We start from the raw sequence: 15,345 nt of genomic DNA on the forward strand, positions 1-15,345 counted from the left end.
GCCCCAGCACCCGACGAAACATGGTCGAAAACGCCGCCGGGCTTTCATAGCCAAAATCCAGGGCAATGCGCGTCACCGGTGTGTCCACCGCCAGCCGCGCCAAGGCCAGCACCACACAGGCCCGCTGCCGCCATTGGCTGAAACTCAGCCCGGTTTGTTGGCGGAACAGACGATTGAACGTACGCAAACTGATGTGCAACTGATCGGCCCATTGCTGCGGCGATTGGTGAGCGTTCGGTTGCCGGAGAAACGTCTGACACAACCCGAGCAGCCGCGAATCCACAGGCAGCGGAATGTGCAACGGCAGGGGAGCACTGCGCGCCAGTTCATGCAGCAACAAGTCGATCAGCGCCCCATCGCGCCCGGCCTCGTCGTACTCCAGCGCAACCTCCACCGCCTCCATCAACAAATGCCGCAGCAACGGCGAAACACTGATCACCTGGCAGCGGCTGCCCAGATCAACCACCCCCGGTTCGATATACACGCTGCGGGTGCTCACCCCCAGCATCAACACCTCATGCGCCACCCCCGGCGGAATCCACACCGCCCGCTGCGGCGGCACCACCCAATTGCCGTCCAGCGTGCTCACCTGCATCACCCCCGTGGCGCCATACAACAACTGCGCCCGTCGATGGGTATGGCGCGGCAACCGATGACCGTCGGGATAATCCGTACCGATGGCCACCACCGGCCGTGGCGTGTCGTCCAGCAGATCAATCGAAACATTGCGCATCGAGCGGCACCCAGCGGTTGGCGTAAACGCAAACATTATTGGCTTACTTGCTGAAGCAGGCCAAGCCCCGTCGCTCTATCGTCGGCCACTCTCAACCCACGGACGATGCGCGATGTTCTTCTACCTCTTGCTGGCACTCTTCGGCTGCATGACCGGCGTCACCGCTGTGCTATTCGGCTTCGGCGGCGGATTTGTCGTCGTGCCCTTGCTGTACCGCATGCTCACGGCCAGCCACGGCATCGACGATCCCATCGGCCAATCGGCGATGCACATTGCCGTAGCCACCTCGACCTGCGTGATGATCGTCAATGCACTGATCGCCACCAGAAAACATCACCACACGGGCAATCTCATCCGCCATTACCTGTGGCCGTTGGGCGGGTTCATCGGCTTGGGCGCGATCGTCGGAGCTGCGGCCGCGATGTGGGCGAGTGGTGAGCTGATCCGTTCTGCCTTCATCGTTTACCTGGGCGTGACCATTCTGGATTGCTTGTTCAGACGCGGTTTTCTTACACCGTCTGATGCTGTGATCCCACGGCGATTGGGCGGGGCAGAAGTGTCTGGCGGCGGCGTGGGAATTGGCGCTATCGCCACCTTTCTTGGGGTGGGCGGCAGCGTCATGACCGTGCCGTTGCTAAGACGCTGTGGCCTCAGCATGTCGCAAGCCACATCCATGGCTAATCCATTGAGTCTTCCGGTTGCGGTGGCCGGAACGCTGACTTATATGGCGATGGCCGGGTTTACCGAGTTTGATCTGGGGCCGTGGTTTATCGGTTATGTGGATGCGCTGGCGTTTACGCTGCTGACGGTTGGGTCGCTGGTGGGGATTCGGCTGGCCACGCCGTGGATCGGGCGGATACCGGATCGGGTGCATGCGCGGGTTTATATTGGTTTGCTGGTGGTGGTGATGCTCAGCATGGCGACGAAGTGGGGCGTGTGAGGCTCGATTCTCCCCTGCAACCTCGCCATAATCCGTCCCCCGTTCAACCTGCGCCGCATGCAACCTGCCCGGCGCGGCTTCCGACTCATTCAGGGATCGATCAATGTTCAAAGGATTGTTACGCCTGGCGCCAGTCGCCACGCTGTTACTCATGCTGTGTTCCACTGCTCATGCCGAGGACGGGAGACGAGTGTTCACCGGCACCCTGGGCAAGATGCCGATCGTGCTGGAACTCAACACCAACCAGCCGGACGAAGTCACCGGCCGCTACTTCTATGAGAAATACCATCGCGACCTGGAGCTGAGCGGCTCGCTGCAAGAAGAGACCCTGACGCTAACCGAAGGCAACAACCGCTACGGTGAAGACAAACCCCAGCCAACCCTGAAGCTGCAAGAAACGGCCAACGGCTGGCAAGGCGAATGGAAAGGCCCCAAGGGCAAAGTTCTGCAAATGCAATTGACCGAGGCCAAGCTCCCGGCACCGGCTGCAGACGCCTTGCCCTTCATCGCCGCGCTGCCGAAAAGCGATCCTTACGAATATCTGCGCCTGCAAGGCTTGAAACTCAAACCGGGCAAGAAAGAGTCCTTCATGGGCTACGACCTGCAATGGTGGACGGAGCCCGCGTCCGGTCTCTCCATGTTCAGCATCGAGTCCGGCTACCCGAAAGCTGACCAGCAGCGGGTCAATCAGCAATTGTTGGAGCGGCTCTGGAGCGAAGTCATCAACTACCACGGCTGCTTGCTGGGAGGTGGGGAATATGCCGAGTTCGACCAAGGCGTCGCCCCCCAATTCCTATCGCCCGATGTGGTCAGCCTGAACATCTCCACCGGCTACAGCTGCGGCGGCGCTCACCCGGATTTTGGCAATTCGCCGATCAACCTCGACGTTCACACCGGCCATAGCCTGTCGCTGGAAGACGTGCTGTGGGTGGGTAACGGCAAGCCACTGCTGCACGCCGACCGCGACGGCGCGAGCGATACATCCTTGACCGAGGAAGAGAGCAAGGCACGATTCACCTATCAGCGCGAAGTGTTCGTACCATGGCTGATCAAGCAATTCACCGCGTTGTACCCCGACGAAATGCAGAAGCCGGCTGACGAGGACAGCTGCGATTACACCGACGAAAGCGTTTGGGGTTATTCCAATTGGCACTTCACCGCCAAAGGCCTGTACCTGGGACCGTACTTCGCCCGCGTACAACGTAATTGCGATGACCCAGGCTGGTCAGTGCTGCCGTACGCCGTGGTCAAGCAACATCCCGGCGCGGTCAAACTCGAACTGCCCCACAACTAATCCTTAGCCTGCTGCCAACCCCGGCGCTTCACGAATGATGAAGTGATCCAGGTTCTCGATGTTGGCACTGAACACCCCGAACGTCTGTTCGGGGTTTTTCTTGCTCGGCACCTGCTTCAACTCCGGCGTCACGCCATAAAAGAAGCAATACAACTCCGCTTCGCTGTCGACGGCGTGCTTGATCTCCTCCAGAAACGCCTTGCGCTTGCGGTAGTTGTCGATCAGCTTCTTGCTCAGGTAAACGTTGACCGAATAAGGCTTCTTCTTCGCCTCGTCCGCTTGCTTGAACCAGACCTTCTGTTCGAAATCGATGCGAAAGCTCTGGGTGTAATCCTTGATCTCCTTGATCTTGCCCCAGTAAATCAGCCCCTTGTTGTCCTGCAGATACTCGATCTTCTTGAAGAACGACCCATAAGGCGCCGTGTGCTCGCCAATCTTCAGCGGCATGCGCTTGAGCAGCTCCTTGTCCGCGAAGTTCGACACAAAACACTCCACCGGATGGGCGAAGACACTGGTCTTGTCCGGCGCCGACTCCCGGCTCGGCTGCTCGACGTTACTGGCCGCTGAAGTGGGTGTTGGGTCATCGCGCATAACATCCGCCGCCACCGCCGGGTTCGACGGCTTACGCACATACTCACGCCGAGTCAGTAACAACTCCGACGGGAAATGCTCCTCCCGACCGTCATCCGATTCCGTACCGTCCGTCTCCAGGCCCGACGCCGGCGTCTTCAGGCTGACATAAGGACAATCCGCCACATGCCGCGTGCTGGGCATGTTCTTGAAGTGCGGCGTGCGCACGTAATTCACATTCTTGGCGTTGAACGTCCCCAACACGTTGGCCGCATCGAACGCCAAACGGCAGGCATCGTTGGGGCACTGGAAATGCTCCTTGGCGGAATCGAACTCCATGGTTTCGTCGAAATTCAAATCGCGCACGTCATAGATCGACAGCTTGTCGTCGAGGCTGAGGCAGTAGGCGAGGTCGAATTTCATGGGGGCTCGGGTCCTTGAGTGGGGAAGGGTATTAATAGCGGGAGGCGGGGCGGGTTGCACTGACTGTTTTCAACGCGGTGCAAAACCGGGGTAGGAGCGAGGCATTACTCGCAATGCCCTGCATCAACAATTAAGCGTGTAGGCAAAGGCTTAAAAATCAATAGCCTGACCCACTCGGATAAAAAAATAATATCCCATGGAGTGATATTTGTTGACATTTCTTGATGCCAAGGGTGATTATTTTTGTGTTCCTGGAATGAAAAACAGACGCAAGCGGAATACTCAAATACAAAAGGTGAAGCTATGTACCCAAAGGTTGGCGAACTACCTATTCCCCTCGTTGGCTCGAACACCCCGCAGAGCCTCGACAGTCTCGACATACTGTCGGATGCTGGAGACGTTAACGAGACGCCTTTCAAAGTGTTCATCGGTCACAATCTGGGGCATCGGGTATTTACGATGTCTGTACCTTTCCGGAAATTCGCCGACATATCGGCAGTCGCAAACAATCGCGAAACTGGGCCAGTCGCCCAGAGGACGCTAGACGAGAACCACGCCAAAAAACTCTCGGTTTACATGGTGAAGGGGCTCGTATCTGCAGCAAAGATACGACGCACCGCCACAGGGAAACCGGTTCCGGAAGCATTTGACGCGATCCTTCGTATGCTCGGTGAGCAACCCTACTTCTCGCTCCAGCCACTCGTTTGCAACATCCGCAATGTGCCTCCGGGCGGCAATGGAGCAGGCGGCATTCGCGGTTTTCGCCTTGAAACCAGTGCTGGCGAGACGGCGGCCTTTAAGGTTTTCCTTTCGGAGCGCCACATCCTCTGGGTCGTTGATGGACAGCATCGCCGTCACGCCGCCGACATGGTGATGACCTTCCTAGAACAGGTTCGACAGACAGGCAAGTATCCCGGCAAAGGGGCGGTCCTCTTCGTGGAGAAAGGCAAGCAGGTTTCGGAGGAGGAAATGCTCGTCTGGAATGAAGCGTATGAGGCCGCCCGCTCCTATGCCACGCTGACTGTCGAGGTGCACTTGGGACTTGATATAGATCAGGAGCGACAGCTCTTCCATGATCTAAACCGTCTGGGCAAGAAGGTTGATGCATCACTGGCCTTCCAGTTCGATGGGTCGAACCCCATCACCCACTTCATCAAGCACAAGCTGGCGGGCGAACTCGGGATCACGATCACAGAAGCCGAGGCTAAAGATTGGTCCGAAGACTCCGGAGCACTCGTTCTCAAGGAAATGGCTGCGGTAAACGCTATCGCCTTCCTAAACAAGGGGAATGTTGCCGGAGCCACTCCTGCAGTCATCGAGCCGCGTGAAGAGGTGGTTTTGAACCTATGGAGCCGTATTGTGGAAATTCCGGATTTCGGTAACCACAGGGCGAAGGAAAAGACGGTTGCTGCACAGCCGGTTATTTTGAAAGCGCTGGCCAAGATCACCTACGACCTGAACTTTAGCAACCGTCGTCCGGCCGATGCGGATAGACAGTTCGCGCAACTCCTGGAGAAGATCCCGAGCATTGACTTCTCGCACCAAAACCCGATGTGGAATTTCTATTCTTTAACCGACGGGAAGCGTTTGGATGCAGGTCTGGGCACGCTGGTCGACTATCTCCCTGAGGAAACACAAGGCGTGAATCGAGACATTGGATCGATACAGGGCGGGGGATTTATGCGCTTCGGGGCGAAGCATAACGACATCTTTCCGATTCTCGCAGACATGATCCGCTGGGCGGCAGGGCTTCCGAGCCGACGGACATAAAGCTGGAAGGGCGGAAGCTAGCGCAAGAGTGCCAGCCTTCTTTTTTACTTACAGTGAATGATCTGCCGGAGATCATAATCTCACAGCGCTTCGTGCAAGATTTAAGATCACTCCCCGCTCATTTTTGATGCCCGCGTGGCGTTCTAGAGTTTCTTCATAGGCTGTCGGAGCGGCGCAGCAGGCCAAGTCGAAAGAGTTAGTAAAGATGCCACATAAAAATCCGCTGCTTAAACCTTAAACAGCGGATTTTTTATACAGGCGACGAACAATCAAAAACCGCGCAACACCCTAGAAGCCTTCCGCCACCAAGACTCACACCGATTGAATGGACCATCAGCCAACACACAAGGCATATCCCGCAACCGAATCCAGGGTTCATCCTGCCAGTGCAGCATGCTGAGCGACATCTGAGGCCAATCCAGCACGCTCAACGTCGGACGCTCGACCGCCCGCGATGGTCGAGCATCACGCAACGCAGGCACCACCTGATGCGTCAGCCACTCGCGTAGTAATCGATACTCAGGGCAGTAGTGATAAACCAACAACGCGTAAACACCTGATTCACTCACCATCAAGCGTTCTTCCGCAGCGCCATGGGCGTAGACAAACATCATCTGCCTCTGATCAGCATCGAGCTTGCGCGACATGCGTTCATCGAGGTACTTGCCCATCAAACGCCCTAGGTCATGAGCGCAGAACCAGGCCTGGTTCTCCACAAGAAGGGCGTGAAGGTGGATGTTGTGACGAGTGAAAAGGGTTGATATGAGCGGTTCAGACATGGCGTACCTCCTGAAGCGGAAGCACGGGATTCGATCTGCGGGTACGGCAATTTTCCTTCATCGTGAAGGATGGGGATTCAGGCATTTCCTTTACCTCTGGCTGCTTTCTTAGGGCATTCGTTATGGGTGTCGGGAGCTAAGAAACCCACCAGAGACGGGCCGGACATATTCCCCTTTCGGGTCTTGTATTCGCCCACTCCCGACATAACGGGGATTTTCTCGCAGGCGTAGAGAAACCGCAGACGAAAAAAAGCCGCATGACTGTCGGGTGCGGACACCGCTCTGGTTGGGGCGTTTCTTAGGCGCCGAAACTGAAGCCTAGGGTGTCAAAGCAGCATGGTCAACCCTATAAAATTGATCATCGACTGTTTGCTAAATGCACGTAGGTTTACGCATTCAAACCGAATGCGAAACGGATTTCATTGCGTAGGACTTCTCTGTCTTTGGTATGGCATTCCCAAACAACTACGACTTTCCACCCAAGTGCCTTCAGCTTTTCCTGAACCTGCGAGTCCCGCTCAACATTCTTCGCGAGTTTAGGAAGCCAAAAGTCGAGTCTGCTTTTGGGTGTATACGCATATTTGCAGTTAGGATGCCGGTGCCAAAAGCAGCCGTGGACGAAGATGCATAATCGATGTCTGGGAAATACCAGATCAGGCGCACCTGGCAGATCTTTACGATGCAGACGATAGCGAAGCCCTATTTCATGGCACACCGAACGCACAACCATTTCGGGTTTCGTGTTTTTACCCCTGATCATTGACATGATCTTGGAGCGGTGTTCTGGGGAGACGATGTCTGCACTCATCAAGTGTAGTCACCCGCGCTAGTCCATTGATTCGATTTTTTGATCGAGATTCGTAAGCGAACAGCAAACATGCCTTCCGACCTCCAAAATTGAAGGATGTCCTCACTCGCCTGGCGACGCAACGGGCGAGTGAAGAAATAGGGGAACTGTTGCCGCATCGCTGGCAACCGGCCTAGTTACGCAAGACGGGATGCCCGGACGCTTATGCTGAATTCTCACGCACGCGGCTCCCGACCTCTGGCAAGAGTGTATTTAGCAGATAATTTAACGGCTCTTTGAAAAGGCTGAACAGATATCGCTGTCTGATGGCGATGAAAAATATGCAAGCAAGAGCGGACTCGTAATTCACGACCGCCTGATAACAGGGTTTTGTAAGGCAGCCGGCTCTGTGCCACTATTCCTGCCCCTGACTTGGATGCAGGCGATGTTCCTGATTCGAGTTCTCTTCCGAATACAGTAGGGATGCTAATGGCTGATTACAGTATTGACCCAGCGTACGACAAATGCCGCGCGTTCATTGATGGTTGGCGCCTGAAAGGAAGGGGCTGGGACGATATCGCCAGGCTCGGCCGGATGGGAGAGTCACTTGAGAAGGTCAATGACTGGTTTCTGTCGCAGGAGGAAATGGACGACTGGCCTTCGCTGGGCAATAGCCCAGAAGAACGGTTTGAATGCTGGAAGGAAATCGTTCGGCGCAAGGAGCAGGCGGAACAGCAATCTGTCGCCGCGACGAGACCCTTGGTCTTTGTAGGGGCGGAAGAGGCCGAGCCGGGTATGGCAGTTCCGCAAGACGCTCGAAGCGCATGGCAGCTCTACAAAAAATACCTCATCGCGCAGGGCTGGAAGAAAACCTCGGTCGATAATATTCAGAGATCTGCGGTTCGCGTCCTCCAGCGCCTTCGTCTGACCACAAAAGATCGCATGGCTGTAAAAGGGCTGGTGGTCGGGCATGTACAGTCAGGCAAGACAGCCAACATGGCTGGCCTGATTTCCATGGCGGCCGACTATCGATGGAACCTGTTCGTCGTGCTGACCGGGACGCTCGAGAACCTGCGGGTACAAACCAGTAAGCGTCTGGTCGGCGACTTGTTCCAGCATGATGGTAACGTCAGTTGGAAGTCGATCGAGCATCCGTCGAGGAACAGCCCTTATGGTGCTCGTGCGCAGGACATGCAGTTCGATGCAGGACGAAGAGACCGTCACCTTGTTGTTTGCCTGAAGAACCCGGCTCGACTGAAACATCTTATTGATTGGATCAAGGCACACCCGTTGGGGATGTCGCAGATGCGGCTTGTGGTTATTGATGACGAAGCGGATCAGGCGGGTATCAATTCGAATGACGTTTCGAAGGCAGAGCGTACGGTCATCAACGGGCTTATCCTGCAGTTGATCAGTTTGCCGTTGCAGTGCGTGAATTACGTCGCGTTCACTGCCACTCCCGCCGCCAACTTTCTCAATGAGGGCCCTGGCGATACCCTGTATCCAACGGATTTCATAGCGGTTCTGCCGCAGGCGGACGAACATTTCGGGCCCGTGCAGATTTTCGGTTACACCGAAAATGAGAAGGAGCCGCTCGGAATCGTTCGTGAAGTCACTGACAAGGACCTAGAGCAGGTTGCTAGCCTTCACAAAGGGGAAGATCTGACCCTGCCTCACGCGCTGGAAGAAAGCCTGATCTGGTACCTGTGCTGCGTGGCAGTGATGCGATTGTCCGGCGCCGCAAAGCCCGTGAGCATGTTGATCCATACCAGCGCAAGGCAGCTTCATCATGATTACATGAGTGAAGCGGTGCAGGCAGCGCTCGAAGCTTGGTCATCATATGATGATGATCAATTGGCCGACACTTTCAAGCCTGTGTGGGATAGGGTTTCGTCAGATCTGGATGTTGCGCAGTTTGTCGAGCGTTTCCACGACTACGGACGACTCTCCGAGATTAGCGAGCTGCCGCCGTTTGACAATTTCTTTGCAGAAATCCGGACACTTCTCGATATGGTTACGGCCATTCAGCTGGATGCGGACTCAAAACGGACGTACCACCGCGGTATCCACGTGTGTGTCGATAACTGCGCAAATAATGGGGTGACCGACGAGAACGAAGTCCGGCGGCTCTTTTATCCTGACGCGTCGCAAGGCCTGAATTTTTGTACGGCGTTCATCGTTATCGGCGGCGGTACGCTTTCCCGGGGGCTGACGATTGAAAATCTGGTCAGCACCTTTTTCCTTAGGGGCTCGGCGCAAGCAGATTCCCTCATGCAGATGGGGCGCTGGTTTGGTTACCGCAAAGGCTATGAGCTGTTGCCGCGCATCTGGATGTCCGATGATACGAGAGCAAAGTACGAGTTCATGACAGTCGCGGAGGAGGAGCTTCGTGACGATCTGCAGCGCTTCATGCATGGCGGCGCCAAGCCTGAGGATTTCGGGCCTCGCGTGCGTGTACATGCGAGCTTGGCCTGGATTCGTCCGACAGGTGCGAGCAAGATGCAGCGCGCGATCGAGGCGGCATTCGACTTTTCGGGAATTAATCGGCAAACAACCGTTTTCCATGACGGCGAGGATGCTGCCGTGGTGCTCGAAGCCAATTTGTCATCAACTGATAGATTTTTGAGTTCGGCAGGTGCCGACCTCGAAAAGTCCAAATTGAAAGGGGCCCACAGTCTTGTCTGGCGTGAAGTTGACGTAAGTCGGGTAGCCGATTATTTGGCAGACCTGTCGTTTCATCCTGGGAATCAGTTCTTCTCCGACATAAAAGCGTTTCTGAAATGGCTCGGTGAGCACGCTGAAAACGCTGGCTACACGAAATGGAACGTCGTAGTAGCTGGCAGCTCACCGAAGCCGGAAAACAGCTGGGAAATTTCTGGCAAAGCTGTAGGTCGGATCAACCGTAGCCGCTTCGCTGATAAACGTTCGGATGATGGCGTGTCGATTGGTGCGCTGCGAGATCCTAAGGATCTACTAGCGGACGCCCGCGGCCTTGAAGAGAGTGATCTTTCGAAAGCAGGTTTCAGTAATTCCCAAGTGGCGGAGCTTCGCAGCAAAGGTGGTGTCGGAACAGTACCTCAACTGCTGATTTATCTCATCGACAAAGACAGCAAGTATGAACCTCCTACAAAGGTGGCCGCTGCGCCGCGCCGAGTGAGGGAATCACTCAATGCCAAGGCACACATTTTAGGTATCAGCCTTTATCTGCCGGGTTCGCAAGGCAAGAAGAAGCACTACGTCACTCATGTGACGGTCGATATTCCGGATAACTTCATTACATCGGAAAATAACCTTGAAGAAACGGTAGGCGTGATCTGACCCATGAAATATTACAGCCTCCAACTGCAGCCGATGCAGGAGTCCGGTGCGTTCCTGCTCCGTGCGCTGCAGAACGAAGAAACGCCTTTGCTGGACCTGCTGGTACGCGAATCTGTTCAGAATGCGCTCGACGCAGGGCGCAACGGTAATCAGGCACTGCCGATTTCGGTGGATTTCCATATTCGCGAGCACTCGCTGGGCGCCATTACCTCCACGTTCAGCGAAGGGCTGAACTTGGAGGTGCTTGGGAAACGCTATCCGCGTACTCCGAAACTGCTTGAAATTCGCGATTCAGACACTGAGGGGCTGACAGGGCCGATGAGCTTCGACAGCGTGGAAGCTAACTGTCAGCATGGCAATTTCCTGAAGCTCGTGTTCGAAATCGGCAGGACTCGCGCTGATGATGGGGCGGGAGGTTCATGGGGTTTGGGCAAAACCTGTTACTTCCGCATGGGCGCTGGTCTGGTCATCTACTACAGCCGGATCAAGACGGTCGAAGGGTATGAAGAGCGGCTGGTAGCTTCGCTTGTCGAGGATGAAAGCCGATTCGACCGCCTGCAGAGCAAGACGCAAACGGGCATTGCCTGGTGGGGGGCGAATGACAGCTTGCGAGCGATCACGGCGCCGGAGCACATCCACGAGATCCTGGAGGCATTGGGTGCCCGGCCGTTCACCGGTAAAACGACCGGAACGGCAATCATCATTCCATTGCTCAAGGACAACCTGCTGCCGGTGTTCGACGAAGAGGGCAGGCCGGCGCCATGGTGGTACAGCAGTTACGAAGATTACGTGAATGTTGCGATCCAGCGCTGGTTCAGTGCGCGGCTGGATAACCCCTTCTTCGCCAGTGGTAGACATCTGAGTGCATCGGTGAACGGCAAGGAGATAGCCAGCGAGGACATGTTGCCAACATTCCGGGTGAGTCAGTGCCTGTACGACCGAGCGATAGGAGAGGCGCCTGAGGAGGTAGATTATCTGACGGCCAGAGGCGTCAAGAGTGATGATGTACTCTGCAGAGCTATTCAATTGCGCGGTGAGTTCGTGGGTAGTGCTCCGGCGGGCTGGCTGCTTGCCGTGGCGATAACACCTAGCCAGTTGCAGATGGATGCGCCAGACAACGTGGCTAGCCCGGAAACCTGCATCTTCTCCAAGGCAGACTGCGGCGCACCCCATCGTCCGATAGTGACGTTCATGCGCTCTCCTGGAATGAACGTCTGTTGGGATGACAATATCGATTCGCGAGGCTGGGCCGGTGGGCTCACTGGTTTTGCGGACGGCCGATACGTTATGGCGCTCTTTCTGCCAGATTCGGGGCAGGAGCTCCTACCCTCCCAAGCCAGAGGGCTACGCTCGACCATACAGAATCTCGAAGGGTATCTGAGAAGTTGCGAGCGTGCGGATCATGCCGCTTGGGTAGACGTGAACGGAGGGCGAGTCGTTGAGAAGATTCGTGCTCAGTGTGGCCGGGCCTTGAAGGATTTCGGCGTACCGCCCCAGCCCAGTGTGACCGTAAAACCTTTGATGCGGATGTCACGCAAACTTGCCGAACTCGTACTGCCTAGCCGTGGGTTTGGCGGGGATGGGCGGTTTGGCAAGGCGGCGCCGCGTGCGGCCATTAGACAAGAATCCAGAGGAGGTGCGGTGCTTTCGCCCGAACTGGAGATTGTGGAAGTCAGGCATAAAGCATCCGCCATCGTTATGAAATGGTGTCTGAGATGGGGGATGGTGCAGCCAAACATGCCGAGGGAGATCACTGTATCTGTAGACTCCGAAGCCGGGCCGATAACCTTTGATACATGGTTTGAGAGCGGGCTCGGCGCATTCCCCTTTCGACTGGAGTCACTCCGCATCAGTAACGCGACCTTTTCTGTAAAGAGCATGGAGGTTGCCGGTGGAACCGGTGTCAGACTCTCGATTGGTACGGCGTCTGTTCAATCGGGACTGATTCTGGAAGGGGAGCTTAACGTCAGAATGACTGAGTCCGGTGGCAAGTTGTTACGGCCGGTGATCAGTATCCGGATTTCGGATTCAAATGGAGTTGCGGAATGAGTACGCGACTGCCGCTATACCGAATGCTGAATGCGCCACTCGGCGGCGGAAGCGAGTCGGAAGTGAACTATGTCTTCCGGTCGGATGAGGGTATTGATCCGGGCGCGACGGCGGTGAGTGGTGATCAATATGCCTTGGGCAAGGACAGCGACTGGAACCCGGCCGAACATCCTTTGGTGGTTCAATGTTTGATCGAGCGGGCTCCGCTTCTGGAAGCCATCTTCGGTCCTGACGGTGTGGTGAACACGGACGCTGAGGTTTTACTCGCGCTGGAGTGGGCATCTGCAGACTCCTGCTGGCGAACGCTTGGGTCTGTTCGTAGCCTGCGGCACGAAGCAGAAGACAAGGGCGTGGTACTCGATATCGAACTGGCCGCCGGGACACTCAGAGGTAGTGGTCTTCTATCGGTTCAAGCATTTCTAGGCCGATACGCGGCAGAATTCGTTCCCGGATTTGCGCATCAGCCAGGCGCACGACTGGGCTCCTTGGCACAGCCAATCGAAATTGTCATCGACGGTGACGGCTCTCTTTTCCCTGTGCTGGAGGAGTCACTGGGTGCAGAGGGGCCATTGTGGGAGTTAAAAGCTTGCTGGAGCGATCCGCAGGATGAACCATTCTCCAGCGACTACGTCGCCCTTGTACTTAACAACGCCCACCCGCATTTCGAACAATTGCGCGACCGCCGGGCTCTGAATATCGAGCAATCGCCGTTGATGCGTCAGGTGTTCGCAGCCTGGCTTGCGCTGGTCATTGCTCAGGTTAAGGAAGACATGGGCGCACAGTTCGATACGTATCTGGGCGCGCCCGATGCCGATGAAGGTATCGCGAGTATTGCTGACGCAGTTCGTTCATTCATTCGATTGGGTGATCTGAAAACAGGCTCACTTCCGGAGTTGTTCATATCTACCCAATGCTGGCTTGATCACCGGGTGCGGGAATTGGAGAGCGCAGCATGAGTTTCCCGACACTGAACCTCAAACTGTCGCAGCGCCACTTTGAAGAGATGGTCAAAAGCGATGCGTTTCTCCCCGACATGTCCAGTCCGGAAATGGAAGAGGTCCGCCGTCAATTACTCGCCATCGTCTCGCTGTATGACTCCACAGCGAGAAGTAACGCCTCAGGCCCTGGCGCCTATGACATGAAAGTTGGCCTTGCCCTGTACCGGGTATTGGCAGAGGCCGGCATGGATATTCGCACCGCCGCAGATGATGGCTGGTGGCGCTTTCTCTCCCTGCGGGTGCTGCCGGATCTAGTGAAAAGTCGTTGGGACAGCGCACCACCTGTGCGGTACTGGAAGGGCCGAAGCCGCATCTGGTTGCGGGCGATGTGGTGGACCGTCCACCTTACGTGGCAGGGCTCCGAGGAAAATACCCGAAAAGTACTGGAGAGTGTGACCACGGATACGGTAGTGCAACTGGTCGAGCGACCTGGCAAGGGCGGCTTCAGGATTGATCTGACACGGCTGATTTTCAAGATGCGTCGGTTGCGCAAACCCTCGCAGGATCAGTTCAGGGCAATCATGAAGCTCAATACGGCGCAGATAGTGTTGAAGGAACCCCTGTTTTGCAAGGGCGGTTTGTTCGGCTACGTGGACGCGCTGTTTGCCGATGTGGGATGCGCGCCCATCGATTTGGATAGTGACCATGACTGATCTTCTGAAAGAGATCCAGGAAGGCTTTGCCAACCTTGACGAGAGCGGCCGAATGTTGCCCATCAAGGCGATGCCAGCAGCGTGCCCGGCGTGGGTCTTTCGAGAAAGCGACAGGTTCGGTGTTGCTGTTGAATGCTCCGAACCCCTGGAGATTTCAGAAGGGTTCGCCGGCGCCAGGCTCCGGACAGTGGAGCGGGTTGTCGGGGGGCAGCATCGGCGCTTCCTGCGGCTGGAGTCGTCCATTGAATGGCTCCGCAACGAGTTCGGATTGATCTGCGAGCATATGATCAGCGTTGAATCCGGGATTGCTGTACGTCAAGCGCTGCTGGCAGACCCGTTAGCCTGGTGGCAACGGTGGCGGCATTTGCTGGGCAATGCTCTGGTCGACAAGCATGGCTATGACGTGCTTGCTGAACTGCTGGCCTTGGAAATGCTGGTCATCAAAGGAGCTACCTATGAGTGGAGCGGCCCTTTCGGCGGCGTAGTTGACATCAAGACTCCAACGACGGATTACGAGGTCAAGTCGACGATCAGCCGTTACGGGGCCGTGATCAACATCTCCGGGCAGTTCCAGCTGGCCGCCTCATCCGGTAAGCCGTTAAAACTGGTCCACTTCAGGTTCGAGCCGGTCAATGATGGTCTGTCGATCGATCTCATCTGTGATCGTCTCATTGCTCTCGGCGTCGACGCCGCCATGCTGGAGGGCGCGTTGCAGCGGCTCGGGATGGAGGCAGGATGTTCCGCTCGGAAAGAGGAGTACAACCTGCTCGAGGCACGGTCCTATACGGTTGATGACAGCTTTCCCCGAATAACGCCTGCGAGTTTTATAGGTGGCGTGCTCCCAGAAGGCGTTGTTCAGTTTGAGTATAGAGTTGATCTTTCCGGTCTGAAGTCTCAGCCGTATTAGAGATTGACTTTAGTTTCGTACCAAGTGGCGATTCGACGCTCCAGCCCAACTGTATTGAGGATGTGATCGTCGCGAGCGCGGCTGCAGTGCGCTGCTGTCCTAATCCTGGTAGAGTGTCGCGACT

At 56.0% G+C, this 15,345-nt stretch carries 12 protein-coding genes; 8 read left to right on the forward strand and 4 right to left on the reverse strand.

The genetic code is table 11. The features are described 5' to 3' along the window. Positions 1-733 (reverse strand): AraC family transcriptional regulator (locus ACCC96_RS24550; RefSeq protein WP_413697149.1); only part of this gene is annotated, 733 nt, incomplete at its 3' end. A gap of 112 nt (positions 734-845) precedes the next feature. Here ACCC96_RS24550 and ACCC96_RS24555 point away from each other — a divergent pair. Both ACCC96_RS24555 and ACCC96_RS24560 read left to right on the forward strand, forming a co-directional pair. Then, positions 846-1,673 carry a sulfite exporter TauE/SafE family protein gene (locus tag ACCC96_RS24555; RefSeq protein WP_413697150.1) on the forward strand — a complete coding sequence of 276 codons (828 nt, stop codon included), beginning with the start codon at positions 846-848 and terminating at the stop codon, positions 1,671-1,673. A 103-nt stretch (positions 1,674-1,776) separates the two neighbouring features. After that, on the forward strand, positions 1,777-2,967 hold the full coding sequence (locus ACCC96_RS24560; RefSeq protein ID WP_413697151.1) for a hypothetical protein: 1,191 nt from the start codon (positions 1,777-1,779) through the stop codon (positions 2,965-2,967). A gap of 3 nt (positions 2,968-2,970) precedes the next feature. Here ACCC96_RS24560 and ACCC96_RS24565 read toward each other — a convergent pair whose 3' ends face one another. After that, positions 2,971-3,960 carry a hypothetical protein gene (locus tag ACCC96_RS24565; protein ID WP_413697152.1) on the reverse strand — a complete coding sequence of 330 codons (990 nt, stop codon included), beginning with the start codon at positions 3,958-3,960 and terminating at the stop codon, positions 2,971-2,973. Positions 3,961-4,263: 303 nt separating this feature from the next. Here ACCC96_RS24565 and ACCC96_RS24570 point away from each other — a divergent pair, with 303 nt between their 5' ends. Next, positions 4,264-5,730 carry a DNA sulfur modification protein DndB gene (locus tag ACCC96_RS24570; protein ID WP_413697153.1) on the forward strand — a complete coding sequence of 489 codons (1,467 nt, stop codon included), beginning with the start codon at positions 4,264-4,266 and terminating at the stop codon, positions 5,728-5,730. Between the two features lie 269 nt (positions 5,731-5,999). Here the strand turns inward: ACCC96_RS24570 and ACCC96_RS24575 are convergent, their stop codons facing one another. Both ACCC96_RS24575 and ACCC96_RS24580 read right to left on the reverse strand, forming a co-directional pair. Then, positions 6,000-6,509 carry a Bro-N domain-containing protein gene (locus ACCC96_RS24575; protein WP_413697154.1) on the reverse strand — a complete coding sequence of 170 codons (510 nt, stop codon included), beginning with the start codon at positions 6,507-6,509 and terminating at the stop codon, positions 6,000-6,002. A gap of 388 nt (positions 6,510-6,897) precedes the next feature. Further along, entirely contained in the window at positions 6,898-7,317 is a 420-nt protein-coding gene (locus ACCC96_RS24580) for a very short patch repair endonuclease (RefSeq protein WP_310659617.1), read from the reverse strand. A gap of 468 nt (positions 7,318-7,785) precedes the next feature. Between ACCC96_RS24580 and ACCC96_RS24585 the strand changes: the two genes are divergently transcribed. From ACCC96_RS24585 to ACCC96_RS24605, 5 genes are read left to right on the forward strand one after another with little or no spacing between them, the layout of a single operon-like run. Then, on the forward strand, positions 7,786-10,614 hold the full coding sequence (locus tag ACCC96_RS24585) for a Z1 domain-containing protein (RefSeq protein ID WP_413697155.1): 2,829 nt from the start codon (positions 7,786-7,788) through the stop codon (positions 10,612-10,614). Between the two features lie 3 nt (positions 10,615-10,617). Then, positions 10,618-12,663, forward strand: a complete 2,046-nt coding sequence (locus ACCC96_RS24590) for a hypothetical protein (protein WP_413697156.1) — start codon at positions 10,618-10,620, stop codon at positions 12,661-12,663. After that, positions 12,660-13,619: a hypothetical protein gene (locus ACCC96_RS24595; protein ID WP_413697157.1), complete on the forward strand. Its 960-nt coding sequence runs from the start codon at positions 12,660-12,662 to the stop codon at positions 13,617-13,619. Before ACCC96_RS24590 ends, ACCC96_RS24595 begins: the two co-directional genes overlap by 4 nt. Continuing rightward, a complete protein-coding gene (locus ACCC96_RS24600; RefSeq protein WP_413697158.1) occupies positions 13,616-14,314 on the forward strand; it encodes a hypothetical protein in 699 nt (232 codons plus the stop codon). The genes ACCC96_RS24595 and ACCC96_RS24600 overlap by 4 nt, the downstream gene beginning before the upstream one ends. Further along, positions 14,307-15,221, forward strand: a complete 915-nt coding sequence (locus ACCC96_RS24605; protein ID WP_413697159.1) for a PD-(D/E)XK motif protein — start codon at positions 14,307-14,309, stop codon at positions 15,219-15,221. Before ACCC96_RS24600 ends, ACCC96_RS24605 begins: the two co-directional genes overlap by 8 nt. Positions 15,222-15,345: the final 124 nt, after the last annotated feature.

This window comes from Pseudomonas sp. Pseusp11, assembly GCF_047304405.1.
Taxonomy (GTDB): Bacteria; Pseudomonadota; Gammaproteobacteria; order Pseudomonadales; family Pseudomonadaceae; genus Aquipseudomonas.

What these genes read in the sequence shown, in the direction of transcription:
- ACCC96_RS24590 (WP_413697156.1), top strand. Translation starts at nt 10,618, where the DNA reads ATGAAATATTACAGCCTCCAACTGCAGCCGATGCAGGAGTCCGGTGCG.
- ACCC96_RS24575 (WP_413697154.1), bottom strand. Translation starts at nt 6,509, where the DNA reads ATGTCTGAACCGCTCATATCAACCCTTTTCACTCGTCACAACATCCAC.
- ACCC96_RS24570 (WP_413697153.1), top strand. Translation starts at nt 4,264, where the DNA reads ATGTACCCAAAGGTTGGCGAACTACCTATTCCCCTCGTTGGCTCGAAC.
- ACCC96_RS24565 (WP_413697152.1), bottom strand. Translation starts at nt 3,960, where the DNA reads ATGAAATTCGACCTCGCCTACTGCCTCAGCCTCGACGACAAGCTGTCG.
- ACCC96_RS24585 (WP_413697155.1), top strand. Translation starts at nt 7,786, where the DNA reads ATGGCTGATTACAGTATTGACCCAGCGTACGACAAATGCCGCGCGTTC.
- ACCC96_RS24600 (WP_413697158.1), top strand. Translation starts at nt 13,616, where the DNA reads ATGAGTTTCCCGACACTGAACCTCAAACTGTCGCAGCGCCACTTTGAA.
- ACCC96_RS24560 (WP_413697151.1), top strand. Translation starts at nt 1,777, where the DNA reads ATGTTCAAAGGATTGTTACGCCTGGCGCCAGTCGCCACGCTGTTACTC.
- ACCC96_RS24555 (WP_413697150.1), top strand. Translation starts at nt 846, where the DNA reads ATGTTCTTCTACCTCTTGCTGGCACTCTTCGGCTGCATGACCGGCGTC.
- ACCC96_RS24605 (WP_413697159.1), top strand. Translation starts at nt 14,307, where the DNA reads ATGACTGATCTTCTGAAAGAGATCCAGGAAGGCTTTGCCAACCTTGAC.
- ACCC96_RS24580 (WP_310659617.1), bottom strand. Translation starts at nt 7,317, where the DNA reads ATGAGTGCAGACATCGTCTCCCCAGAACACCGCTCCAAGATCATGTCA.
- ACCC96_RS24595 (WP_413697157.1), top strand. Translation starts at nt 12,660, where the DNA reads ATGAGTACGCGACTGCCGCTATACCGAATGCTGAATGCGCCACTCGGC.